This window comes from Pseudomonas sp. MAFF 730105, assembly GCF_055380705.1.
Window position 1 is genome coordinate 1172581 of sequence record NZ_AP018438.1, and the last position, 12539, is coordinate 1185119.

10 protein-coding genes and 1 pseudogene are annotated in these 12539 nt (G+C 62.3%); 8 read left to right on the top strand and 3 right to left on the bottom strand.

Annotated elements, in window-relative coordinates; all coding sequences use genetic code 11:
- Positions 1 to 40 precede the first annotated feature (40 nt).
- The 6 genes from PCOSP_RS05105 (at position 41) to PCOSP_RS05130 (ending at position 6083) form a co-directional block, all read left to right on the top strand.
- A complete protein-coding gene (locus tag PCOSP_RS05105) occupies positions 41 to 682 on the top strand; it encodes a YfgM family protein (protein ID WP_041023383.1) in 642 nt (213 codons plus the stop codon).
- Positions 675 to 1826 (top strand): outer membrane protein assembly factor BamB, encoded by a 1152-nt coding sequence (bamB, locus tag PCOSP_RS05110; RefSeq protein ID WP_041023382.1) that lies wholly within the window; start codon positions 675 to 677, stop codon positions 1824 to 1826. The genes PCOSP_RS05105 and bamB overlap by 8 nt, the downstream gene beginning before the upstream one ends.
- 101 nt (positions 1827 to 1927) lie before the next feature.
- On the top strand, positions 1928 to 3397 hold the full coding sequence (der, locus tag PCOSP_RS05115) for a ribosome biogenesis GTPase Der (protein WP_041023381.1): 1470 nt from the start codon (positions 1928 to 1930) through the stop codon (positions 3395 to 3397).
- Positions 3398 to 3670: 273 nt separating this feature from the next.
- Positions 3671 to 4819 (top strand): pyridoxal phosphate-dependent aminotransferase, encoded by a 1149-nt coding sequence (locus tag PCOSP_RS05120; RefSeq protein WP_464710476.1) that lies wholly within the window; start codon positions 3671 to 3673, stop codon positions 4817 to 4819.
- Complete coding sequence (locus PCOSP_RS05125; protein ID WP_139645985.1) at positions 4807 to 5598, top strand: amidohydrolase; 792 nt, start codon at positions 4807 to 4809, stop codon at positions 5596 to 5598. Before PCOSP_RS05120 ends, PCOSP_RS05125 begins: the two co-directional genes overlap by 13 nt.
- Positions 5599 to 5666: 68 nt before the next feature.
- Complete coding sequence (locus PCOSP_RS05130) at positions 5667 to 6083, top strand: hypothetical protein (protein ID WP_464710477.1); 417 nt, start codon at positions 5667 to 5669, stop codon at positions 6081 to 6083.
- 167 nt (positions 6084 to 6250) lie between these two features.
- On the opposite strand, the gene leuA is transcribed toward PCOSP_RS05130, so the two are convergent.
- From leuA to xseA, 3 genes and pseudogenes are all read right to left on the bottom strand, one after another.
- Complete coding sequence (gene leuA / locus PCOSP_RS05135; RefSeq protein ID WP_464710478.1) at positions 6251 to 7930, bottom strand: 2-isopropylmalate synthase; 1680 nt, start codon at positions 7928 to 7930, stop codon at positions 6251 to 6253.
- Between the two features lie 456 nt (positions 7931 to 8386).
- Positions 8387 to 9207 (bottom strand): annotated as a pseudogene (locus PCOSP_RS05140) (peptidoglycan DD-metalloendopeptidase family protein).
- A 3-nt stretch (positions 9208 to 9210) separates the two neighbouring features.
- Positions 9211 to 10590, bottom strand: coding sequence for an exodeoxyribonuclease VII large subunit (gene xseA, locus PCOSP_RS05145; protein ID WP_464711871.1), 1380 nt, complete (start codon positions 10588 to 10590; stop codon positions 9211 to 9213).
- Between the two features lie 215 nt (positions 10591 to 10805).
- Between xseA and PCOSP_RS05150 the strand changes: the two genes are divergently transcribed.
- Entirely contained in the window at positions 10806 to 11573 is a 768-nt protein-coding gene (locus PCOSP_RS05150; protein WP_464710479.1) for a sulfite exporter TauE/SafE family protein, read from the top strand.
- Positions 11574 to 11724: 151 nt separating this feature from the next.
- Complete coding sequence (locus PCOSP_RS05155; RefSeq protein ID WP_175385137.1) at positions 11725 to 12273, top strand: sugar ABC transporter ATPase; 549 nt, start codon at positions 11725 to 11727, stop codon at positions 12271 to 12273.
- The last annotated feature ends 266 nt before the right edge of the window (positions 12274 to 12539 follow it).

Here is a 12539-nt window from a genome sequence, read left to right on the forward strand (position 1 = left end):
AGCTGTCAAACAGCCGATTTAGCGATTAAGGAGTATTGGGGTGTCGAGTACCGAAGATGAACAGCTGGCGGATTTGAAGGACTGGTGGAGTCGCAACGGCAAGCCGCTGGTCACTGGCGGCCTGTTGGCGCTGGTCATCGTATTCGGCTGGCAGGCGTTCCAGAAATACCAGAGCAACCAGTCGCAAGGCGCCTCGATGCTCTATCAGCAATTGCTGGAAACCACCCTGACCCCGGACGGCAAGCCTGACGCTGCCCGCGTGGCGGACCTGGCCGGCAAACTTAACAGTGAATACGGCGGCACCGCCTACGCGCAGTACGGTCGCCTGTTCGTGGCCAAGGTCGCGGTAGACAGCGGCAAGCTGGACGACGCTGCCATCGAGCTGAAAGGCATCATCGACAAGCCTGCCAACCCGACCCTGGGCGAAGTGGCGCGTCAGCGCCTGGCCCAGGTACTGGCGGCGCAGAACAAGACCGAAGATGCATTGAAGCTGCTCGACGGCGATGCCGACAAGGCGTTCCTGGCGACCCGCGAAGAACTCAAGGGCGACTTGCTGGTACAGCTGGGTCGTGCTGACGAGGCCTATGCGGCCTACCAAAAAGCCAAGGCCGCGCTGTCGGATGAAGCCGCAGTCGGTGGCCTGCAAATCAAGCTGGACGACCTGGCCAAAGGGGATGCGTGACGTGATCCGTTGGAAACATGCAGCATTGCTGGCTCTGGCCATTCTGGCCGCGGGTTGCAGCAGCAACAGCAAGAAAGAACTGCCGCCGGCCGAACTGACCGACTTCAAAGAAGAAGTCGTGCTGCAGAAGCAATGGAGCCGCTCCATTGGCGACGGCCAGGGCGAAACCTACAACATGCTGGTGCCGGCCATCGACGGCGACACCATCTATGCCGGTGACGTCACGGGCGTGGTGATGGCGATGGATCGCCTGAACGGCGACGTCAAATGGAAAAAAGATCTTGAACTGCCGGTTTCCGGCGCCGTCGGCGTAGGGTACGGGCTGGTCATGATCGGCACGCTCAAGGGCGAGATCGTCGCCTTGGACGCCAGCAGCGGTGAAGAGAAATGGCGCGCTCGCGTGAGCAGCGAAGTACTCGCACCGCCTGCCTCCAACGGTGACGTGGTCGTGGTCCAGACCCAGGATGACCGTCTGATCGGCCTGGATGCTGCCACCGGCAACCAGCGCTGGTTGTACGACAGCACCCCGGCGGTCCTGACCTTGCGTGGCACCAGCGCACCGATCGTCACCAACCGTCTCGCGGTGGCCGGGTTGTCGACCGGTAAGGTGGTTGCCCTGGACATCTCCAACGGCGTGCCGGCGTGGGAGCAACGTGTTGCCGTCCCACAAGGTCGTTCGGAACTGGAGCGCGTGGTCGATATCGACGGCGGCTTGCTGCTGTCCGGCGGTACGATCTACGTCGCCAGCTACCAGGGTCGCGTTGCGGCACTGGACCTGGAAAGCGGTCGCCCGCTGTGGCAGCGCGATGCGTCCAGCTACGCCGGTGTCGCCCAGGGTTTCGGCAGCGTCTATGTCAGCCTGTCCTCGGGTACGGTTGAAGGCGTCGACGAGCGTTCCACTACCGCACTGTGGAGCAACGACTCCCTGGCCCGTCGTCAATTGTCGGCCCCGGAAGTGTTCTCCAGCTACGTTGCAGTCGGTGACCTGGAAGGTTACCTGCACCTGCTGAGCCAGGTGGACGGTCGTTTCGTCGGCCGCGAGCGTATCGACAGCGACGGCCTGCGTGCCCGTCCGCTGGTGGCGGGCAACATGATTTATGTGTATGGCAACAGCGGCAAACTGGAAGCCCTGACCATCAAGTAAGACTATGCTTGGGGTTTAATCCCCAAGCGGCTTCACCTGAGCACCAGCCGCTGCCTCGCAGCGGCTTTTGTATTTTCTGAAATAACGAAGTGGAGAGCCGCATGGTTCCCGTAATCGCCCTGGTGGGTCGACCGAACGTCGGCAAGTCCACCTTGTTCAATCGCCTGACCAGGACTCGCGACGCCATCGTCGGCGACTTGTCCGGTCTGACCCGTGATCGCCAATACGGTGAGGCCAAGTGGCAAGGGCGTACCTACATTCTGATCGACACCGGCGGCATCTCCGGCGACGAACACGGCATGGACGAAAAAATGGCCGAGCAGTCGCTGCTCGCCATCGAAGAAGCGGATGTGGTGCTGTTCCTGGTAGACGCCAAGGCCGGTTTTACCGCCGCCGACCAGATGATCGCCGAGCATTTGCGCAAGCGTAACAAGCGCTCCCATGTCGTCGCCAACAAGGTCGACAACATCGACCCGGACATGGCTCGCGCCGAGTTCGCGCCGTTGGGCATGGGCCAGGCGATTCCGATTGCCGGTGCCCACGGTCGCGGTATCAGCCAGTTGCTGGAAGTCGCCCTGGCTGACTTCCCGAAAGATGACGATGAGCCCGAAGAGGGCGAAGAAGAGATCGTTGCCGAAGGCGAGGAAGCCAAGCGCATTCCGGGCCCGAGCGAAAAAGACGGGATCAAGATCGCGATCATCGGCCGTCCGAACGTGGGCAAGTCGACGCTGGTCAACCGCATGCTTGGCGAGGACCGGGTCATCGTGTACGACCAGCCTGGCACCACTCGCGACAGTATCTACATCCCGTTCGAGCGCAACGAAGAGAAGTACACGCTGATCGACACCGCCGGTGTGCGCAAGCGCGGCAAGATCCACGAAGAAGTCGAGAAGTTCTCCGTGGTCAAGACGTTGCAGGCCATCAAGGACGCCAACGTGGTCATCTTCGTGATGGATGCACGCGAAGGCGTGGTCGATCACGACCTGAACCTGTTGGGCTTCGCCCTGGAAGCCGGTCGCGCGCTGGTCATCGCGATCAACAAGTGGGACGGCATGACGCCGAGCGAGCGCGATTTCGTGAAGGTCGAATTGCAGCGTCGCCTGTTCTTCGTCGACTTCGCCGACATCCACTTCATCTCGGCCCTGCACGGTACGGGCGTAGGTAACCTCTACGCGTCGGTGCAGAACTCGTTCAAGTCGGCGGTGACCCGCTGGCCGACCAACCGCCTGACCCAGATTCTGGAAGACGCGGTTGGCGAACACGCGCCACCGATGGTCAACAACCGCCGGATCAAGCTGCGTTACGCTCACCTGGGCGGCGCCAACCCGCCGATCATCGTGATCCACGGCAACCAGATCGAGAAGGTGCCCAAGTCGTACGTCCGTTACCTGGAAAACACCTATCGCCGTGTCCTGAAGCTGGTTGGTACGCCGATCCGCATCGAGTTCAAGGGCGGTGAGAACCCGTACGAAGGCAACAAGAACACGCTCACCGACCGTCAGGTCAACAAGAAGCGCCGCTTGATGTCGCACCACAAGAAGGCCGACAAGAAGCGTCGCGACAAGCGCTGATTGGCTTTTGTGGCGAGGGGATTTATCCCCGCTGGGGCGCGAAGCGGCCCTGAATCCTGTCACCTCGGTGTTTCAGGCAGATCGAGTTGACCTTTTTGGGGCCGCTTCGCGCCCCAGCGGGGATAAATCCCCTCGCCACAGGTTTTGCAGTGGGCTGGTAGTTGAGATCGAAAAGGGTGCCAATTCGGCACCCTTTTTCATGCCCGGCGATTGGGCTATCCTCGACCTCTCCCGCGCCGTGCCAGAGCCGGGCGCAGACGCAGAGAACCCCTGATGATCACCAGCAAGCTGCCGAATGTCGGCATCACCATTTTCACCCAGATGTCCCAGCTCGCCGCGCAGACCGGCGCGCTCAACCTGTCCCAGGGGTTTCCCGATTTCGATGGTCCGCAGGCCCTGCGCGATGCGGTTGGCCGGCATATCGCCCAAGGTCATAACCAGTATTCACCCATGACCGGGCTACCGACCTTGCGTCAGCAGATCGCGGCGAAGATCGCCCGCAGTTATGGCGCCAGCGTCGATGCCGACCAGGAAGTCACCGTGACCCCCGGTGCGACCCAGGCAATTTTCTGCGCCATCGCGGCGGTGGTCCAAAGCGGCGATGAAGTGATCGTATTCGACCCCTGCTATGACAGCTACGAACCCTCGGTCCAATTGGCCGGTGGTCGTTGCGTGCACGTCCAGCTGGGCCTGGATGACTTTGCCATCGATTTCCAGAAGCTCGGCGAAGCCCTGAGCCCGCGTACGCGGATGATCATTCTGAATACCCCCCACAACCCCAGCGGCGCCCTGATCAGTCGTGCCGAGCTGGATCAACTGGCGGCGTTGATCCGTGATCGCGACATCTACCTGATCAGCGATGAAGTCTATGAACACCTGGTGTTCGACGGTGTGCCCCATGCCAGCGTCCTCGCCCACGAGGAACTGTACCGCCGCGCCTTCGTGGTCAGCTCATTCGGCAAGACCTACCACGTGACCGGCTGGAAAACCGGCTACGTCGTGGCGCCACCGGCCCTGACGGCGGAGCTGCGCAAGGTGCATCAGTACGTCAGCTTCTGTGGCGTGACACCGCTGCAATACGCCTTGGCCGACTACATGGCCGCGCATCCCGAACACGTGGAAGAACTGCCGGATTTCTACCAGGCCAAGCGCGACCTGTTCTGCGATCTGCTGGCCCCGTCGCGGTTCAGCTTCAAGCGCGTGACCGGCACCTATTTCCAGTTGGTGGATTATTCGCACATTCGTCCGGACCTGAACGATGTCGACATGGCGGTCTGGATGACCCGTGAGCACGGCTTGGCGACGATTCCGGTGTCGGTGTTCTACCAGAACCCACCCGAAGGCCAGCGCCTGGTGCGCCTGTGCTTTGCCAAACGCGAGGAGACGCTGCGTGAAGCAGCGGAAAAACTATGCGTGATCTGAGCGCGTTGCCAAACCTCAACATCGCCCTGATCCAGACCACCCTGACCTGGCATGACCGCCAGGCCAACCTGGAACATTTCGAAAGCCTGCTGGAGCAGGCGCGGGGGGCAGACCTGGTCATCCTGCCGGAAATGTTCACCACCGGGTTTTCCATGGAGTCGCAAACCCTGGCGGAGCCGGAATACGGGCCTACCAGCGTCTGGATGCGGACCCAGGCGGCAAGACTGGACGCGGTGATCACCGGCAGCGTGATTGTCCAGGCCGCTGACGGCAGCCATCGCAATCGCCTGCTCTGGGTGCGACCAGACGGCGAGGTGCTGCACTACGACAAGCGCCATCTGTTCCGCATGGCCGGCGAACACGATCACTACACGCCGGGCGAGCGCCAGGTGCTGTTCGAGCTCAAGGGCTGGCGGGTCCGTCCGCTGATTTGCTACGACCTGCGTTTCCCGGCCTGGAGCCGCGACGCCGACGACACCGACCTGTTGCTGTACACCGCCAACTGGCCGGGGGCCCGGCGCCAGCACTGGAACCGCCTGCTGCCGGCCCGGGCCATCGAGAACCTGTGCTACGTGGCGGCGGTGAACCGCATCGGCACCGACGGCAAGGGCTTCGCCTATACCGGCGACAGTCAGGTGCTGGACTTCCAGGGCGAAACCTTGCTCAGCGCAGGGGAGGCCGATGGTGTGTTCATGGTGAGTTTGAATGCGGCGGACCTGGCGGCGTATCGCACGCGGTTTCCGGCGAACCTGGATGCCGACCGTTTCGAATTCATCTGATTGAAACGATTCAGCCCTTAAGAAGCGCTGTTGCGTGCCGATAACGGGTCAGCCAAGGAGGAGTCCCCATGACCACGATCAGCGCAACTACCGTAAATCCTTACCCACTCTCGGCCCCAAAGGCCCGGATCGGTGGGACGGCCGAAGAAACGACGGCCACTTCGCCGGCATCGACTGATGCCGGCGACGAGAAGGAAAAGTCACTGAAAATCGATACCAGCGGCGCCAATATCGCCGGTGCGCCTGCCAGCAGCGGCGTCGATGTCGTCGAGCAGTTGAAAAAGCAGATCGAGCAGGCCGAAAAGCTGTTGGCCCAGCAGCAGGCCGAACTGGCCCGCGTGGAGAAGAGTCAGGCCAACGAAGAGCAGAAGACCCAGCAGGCCATGGCCATCCAGACCCAGATCATGGGCACCCAGGCCGCCTTGCAGACCTTGCGGGCAGCGTTGCTGCAGGCGATGGCCGGTTCTGTCGATACCCATGCCTGAGTTTTTGGTTGTTTGATCGTTCCCACGCTCCGCGTGGAAATGCAGCCGGGGACGCTCCGCGTCTCAAGAGCCGAACGCAGAGCGTCCGTTGATGCGTGCCCACGCGGAGCGTGGGAACGAGGCCCCAGGGTTCACACCCCGGGGCCTTTTTGCATTTCAGCCGCGAATCAGGCTGCCTTGGCCTCAGGTTGGCTCAGCGAGCGGTTCAGTGCGCTGAACAGGGCCTTGAAGCTGGCGGTGGTGATGTTTTCATCGATGCCCACGCCGTGCACCGCACGTTCACCATTGACCCGCAGCTCGATGTACGCCGCCGCCTTGGCATTGGTGCCAGCGCCGATGGCGTGTTCGTTGTAGTCCATGATCTCCACGGGAATCGGCAGGCCGGCCACCAGGGCCTCCAGCGCGCCGTTGCCCTTGCCGCGCCAGTGCAGGTTGGTTTCGCCCTGGCCCTTGCTGGCGACTTCCACTTCCACAGCACTATTGCCGTTCTCTTCCTGCAGACGATGGCTGACCAGCGCGTACGGGGTGTTGGCTTGCAGGTATTCGCGTTGCAGCAAGCTGTGGATCTGCTGGGCGGTCATTTCGAGGCCGAGGCGGTCGGTCTCGCGCTGAACCACCTGGCTGAACTCGATCTGCATGCGGCGCGGCAGGCTGATGCCGTATTCCTGTTCCAGCAGATAGGCGATACCGCCCTTGCCCGACTGGCTGTTGACGCGAATCACCGCCTCGTAGCTGCGGCCGATGTCGGCCGGGTCGATCGGCAGGTACGGCACTTCCCACAGCGTGTCGGATTTCTGCTGGGCGAAGCCCTTGCGGATGGCGTCCTGGTGCGAGCCGGAGAACGCGGTGTGAACCAGGTCGCCGACGTAGGGGTGACGTGGGTGCACCGCAATCTGGTTGCACTCTTCGACCACTTTGCGCACGCCGTCGATGTCGGAGAAATCCAGTTCAGGGTTGATGCCCTGGGTGTAGAGGTTCAGCGCCACGGTCACCAGGTCGACGTTGCCGGTGCGCTCGCCGTTGCCGAACAGGCAGCCTTCGACACGGTCGGCGCCGGCCATCAGGCCCAGTTCGGTGGCGGCCACGCCGGTGCCACGGTCGTTGTGGGTGTGCAGGCTGATGAGCACGCTGTCACGACGGGTGATGTTGCGGTGGAACCACTCGATCTGGTCGGCGTAGACGTTCGGGGTGGCGACTTCCACAGTGGCGGGCAGGTTGAGGATCACCTTGCGCTCTGGTGTCGGGTTCCAGACATCGATGACGGCGTCGCAGACTTCCTTGGCGAATTCCAGCTCGGTGGCACTGAAGGTTTCTGGCGAGTATTCGAACTGCCACTGGGTTTCCGGCTGTTGGGCGGCGTACTTGACGAACAGCTTGGCCGCGTTCACCGCGATTTCCTTCACGCCTTCCTTGTCCTGGTTGAACACGATGCGGCGGAACGACGGGCAGGTGGCGTTGTACAGGTGGACGATGGCTTTCTTCGCGCCGCGCAGGGATTCGAAGGTCCGGGCGATCAGGTCTTCACGGGCCTGGGTCAGCACCTGGATGGTGGTGTCGTCCGGGATGTGGCCTTCTTCGATGAGGGTGCGCACAAAGTCGAAGTCAGTTTGCGAGGCCGCCGGGAACGACGCTTCGATTTCCTTGACGCCCACGGCGACCAGGGTTTTCCAGAAGCGCAGTTTCTTGACCGCGTCCATCGGCTCGATCAGCGACTGGTTGCCATCGCGCAGGTCGGAGCTGCACCAGATTGGCGCGGCGGTGATGGTCTTCGACGGCCAGGTGCGATCCGGCAGGTTGATGGTCGGGAAGGCGCGGTATTTGGAAGACGGGTCTTTGAGCATGCTCATGGGCGGAATCCTTAGTGTCGTGGCCGGAAAAAGGCGGCCTGCCGGTGGTTCGAACGGGGTGGCTCTACAGCCTGGACGGGTTGCCGCGATTCAGCCTGGCAGTCGGGCGCTGACGAGGCACAGGCTGCGGTGCTGGCGAAGCTGGATGAGGGTGTGAGAGGTTTTCATGCCTTCAACCCTAACCGGGTGGGGGAGGATCGCAAGCAGTCGGAAAAAATTGAGAGAAGTTCTGCTTTGTTGAAGGTTTTCGAGATTTTATTGCGGTATTTTGGGGAGATTGTCGGTTTATTGCGTTGATGTTTGTGGCTTGGCAATCTCTGCAGCAGCGGTGCATGTGCCGGCCTCATCGCGAGCAAGCTCGGCTCCCACAGGATATTCGGCGCTTTCGAAATGGCGCAGTAGCTGTGGGAGCCGAGCTTGCTCGCGATGAGGCCAGTAGGCTCACCACAAAAAAACTCAGGGCTCGAACGCTCCGATAAAAATCGCCGGATCCACCCGCGCATCGTTCAGGCTGATGTTCCAATGCATGTGCGGTCCGGTCGCTCGACCTGTAGAGCCAACCTTGCCCACCACCGCGCCTCGGGCCAATTGCTGGCCGACCTTCACATCGATCTTCGACATATGGCAGAACATGCTGATGAAGCCCTGGCCGTGGTCGACGAACACGGTGTTGCCATTGAAGAAGTAGTTGCCGGTAAGGATCACCTTGCCGGCCGCCGGCGTCTTGATCGGCGTGCCGGCGGGCACGGCGAAGTCCAGGCCGGCATGGGGGTTGCGCTCTTCGCCGTTGAAGAAGCGACGCACGCCAAACCGGCTCGACAGCGGGCCGTTGACCGGCTTGTCCAACAGCAGGTTGCTGGGGATGTTCGGGCTGAAGCTGCGGTAGGCCTTCAACTGCACGGCCAGCTCGGCGTCGATGCGTTTGAGGTCTGCCGGGTTCGGGTTGACCTGGCGCTTGTTCTTCAGGGTGATGTGCTGCTCGGGGTACTTTTTATAGCCGACCACGAACGGCTGGGTGCCGCCGCCGCTGTTGATCTGCTGGGTGCCCGGCTGGACGGTCAGCGGGATACCGACAATCGCCAGCCAGTTGTTCTGTTCCTTGACCACCAGCACCGGCTTGCCTTGATAGCTGGCTTTCGGCGCCTGGGCCGCGCTGCCCAGGTCGACCACGGCCACGCCCCCGGCACCGGTTTGTTCAGCAGGCGGGTGATGTAACTGTCGGCGTGGGCGTTGAAGGTCAGGCACAGCAAAAGCAGAGGCGTTAGAAATCGCGGCATGGATCAATCCAGTAAAGAGAGGGTGACCGGCGTCAGGTGATTGTCTTCGACCCGCACCAGCAATTCGCCTTCGCCGAGCCGGGCCGTCAGGCGCTGGCCGGTCTGGGTCTGTCCGGCACTGCGGATCGCATGGCCGCGTTCGTCCAGCAAGATGCTGTAGCCCCGACCGAGGGTCGCCAGGGGACTGACGATGTGCAGCGTCTGCATCTGGTTGTGCAATTGCACGCGTCGCGCCTTCAAGCCTTCGCGCATGGCCCGGGGCAGGCGTTCGGCCAGGCTGTCCAGGCGCTGGCGCAGCAGCGCCAGGTGACGGCCCGGATGTTGGCCGGCCAGGCGGGTTTCCAGGCGGATCAGGCGTTCGCGGCGGGTATTGAGGCTGCGTTCGAAGGCCCGGCGCAGGCGCATGTCCAGGTCGTCGAGGCGCTGGGCTTGCTGGCGCAGGCGTTCGCCGGGGTGGCGCAGTCGTCGGGTCAGGCCTTCGAGGCGCAGTTGATCGCGCATAAAGCGGTCACGCATGCGCATCACCAGCCGCCGATGCAGGCTTTCGACCCGGCGCACCAGATCGCCAGCGTCCGGTGCCAACAGTTCGGCAGCGGCGGACGGCGTCGGGGCGCGTACGTCGGCGACGAAATCGCTGATGGACACGTCGGTTTCATGGCCGACCGCGCTGACGATCGGCGTCAGGCAGGCGTCCACGGCCCGGGCCACGGCTTCTTCGTTGAAGCACCACAAGTCTTCCAGCGAACCGCCGCCTCGGGCCAGGATCAGCGCATCGAAGCCCCGGGCGTCCGCCAGTTTCAGGGCACGGACGATCTGCGCGGTGGCTTCGCGGCCCTGCACGGCGGTGGGGATCAGCGTCAGGGCGATCTGCGGCGCACGGCGACGGAACACGCTGATGATGTCGCGGATCACCGCGCCGGTGGGCGAACTGATGATGCCGATGCGTTGTGGATGAGCGGGCAGGGGCACCTTGCGCTCGGCGCTGAACAGGCCTTCGGCGCTGAGCTTTTCCTTCAGGGCATCGAAGGCCAGGCGCAGGGCACCGTCGCCAGCCGGCTCCACGGTGTCGAGAATCAGCTGGTAATCGCCACGGCCTTCGAACAGCGAAACCTTGCCACGCACCTTGACCGCCAACCCATCCTTCAAGGCCTGGCGCACCCGCGCGGCGTTCTGCCGGAACAGCGCGCAGCGTACCTGGGCGCCGCTGTCCCTGAGGGTGAAATACACGTGGCCGGAGGCGGGGCGGGCGAGGTTGGAGATTTCGCCCTCGACCCAGATGTTGCTGAACACGTCCTCCAGCAACACCCGCGCGCGGCCGTTGAGCTGACTGACAGTCAGGACCTCGCGGTCCAGGCCCAGGCGGGCAAAGGGATCTTTAATCATGGGCGGCATGATAAGGGCATTTGCCGCTTAATCTCCATGCGTGGAAACAATTAGACCGGGTTGCCTTCATCGCGAGCAGGCTCGCTCCCACAAAGGTTCTGCGTCGTACACAGCATATGAATCCAATTTGGGAGCGAACCTGCTCGCGATAGCAGTGCTGGATAAGCCTGCGACCTCTGGCTAAAGTCGCCGCTCCGTAAGCAAGGAAGTACCGGATGAACCTTTTCTCGTGGTTGGGCCAATGGGCATTCGCACCCACGGAATGGCTGGTGATCGGCCTTGCCATCGCCTTGGCTTATATCGTGTTCGGCATTGCCGGGTTCGGAACAGCGCTGGTGGCCGCACCTATCCTGCTGCTGTTCATGCCATTGTCGAAAATCGTGCCGCTGCTGGTGTTGCTGGATTTTGTCGCGGCGTTCGGCAACCTGCTGCCGTCGCGCAAGGATATTGCCCGGCCGGAGTTGCTGCGGTTGTTGCCGTGCATGGCGGTTGGTTGCACCCTGGGCGTGATTTTCTTGCTCAACCTCAAGTCGGACCTGCTGTTGCTGTTGATGGGGCTGTTCATCAGCGCCTACGCGATCTACAGCCTGTGGATAAAGACCCGACCCACGCAGCTGTCGGCGCTATGGGCGATCCCGATGGGCACGGTAGGCGGGATGTTCGGGGCCTTGTTCGGCAGTGGCGGCTTTTTATATGCGATCTATTTGAATAGCCGCTTGCCCAAGGAACCGGCCCGGGCCACCCAAAGCGCCCTGATCAGTTGCAGCACCGTGGTGCGCTTGAGCCTGTTCGCTGTCTCGGGCGTGTATGCCGAACTACCCTTGTTGGTACTGGCGCTGTGTTTGTTGCCGGCCATGGCGCTGGGGCTGTGGACAGGTCGTCGCCTGACGATGAGGATGTCGCGCGAGACGTTCGTGCGCCTGGTGACCTGGCTGGTGCTTGCCAGCGGCCTCGCGCTGATCGGGCGCTACCTGAGCGCTTGACCTGGTGTGGCCAGGGATTAAGCTGCCGGCCTTTGATAACACTCGTAGGAGCAAAGCTTGCTCGCGATGGAATCGCCCCCATCATCTGATGGACTGAAGTGTCCGCATCGCGAGCAAGCTTTGCGCCTACAGAGAACCCCCAGGCCTTGTCATGAACTCCCAAAGCATCATCGTCCCGAAAATCTCCACCTTGCCGGTCCATGAGCCCAGGGCTCGGGCGATCGTGCGCTGGCTGGTGCGCAAGAACATTGTCGAAGAACAACTGACCACCTGTGGGCGCACCGGCAATCGCATGGCCCATGCCATCGCTCCAGGCGCCCGCACCGTGGTCCTGCGCCCCGATGCCTTGCCGTTCGACGAGCCGATCAACGGCCTGGAGATCATCACCAAGCGCTGCATCTACACCCCGGCCAAGGGCTTTCTCGAGGAAGCGGGCTGCGCCGAGTGCCGGCGGGAAATCGGCGAGGCGCTGTTCGAAAGCCTGGAGGACTGGATGCCCGACCGCACCGACAACTTCACCTGCCCCGAGTGCGGGCATGAAGATGACATCAACGGCTTTCTGTTCCTGCAGCCCTGCGGCTTCTCCAACCTGGGGTTCATCTTCAACAACTGGCTGGAGGCGGGGTTCAAGCAGGACTTCCTCGACGAATTCGCCGATTGGTTGGATCAGCCGGTGAGTTGGGTGCAGGTGGAGTTGTAGGTAGGCACACTGGAGACTGCTTTTGTGGCGAGGGGATTTATCCCCGCTGGGGCGCGAAGCGGCCCTAAACCCAGGCTGTGCGGTACATCAGGCATATGAGTCGACCACCGTGGGACTGCTGCGCAGTCCAGCGGGGATAAATCCCCTCGCCACAGGGGGGCGGTGTACCGCCGCAGTGGGGCGATCAGCCCCGTCAATCACCCCGCCAATAATAGACAGAGTTTTACATTGAGCCAGACGGTGTGCATGAGTATAATGGCGCGCTT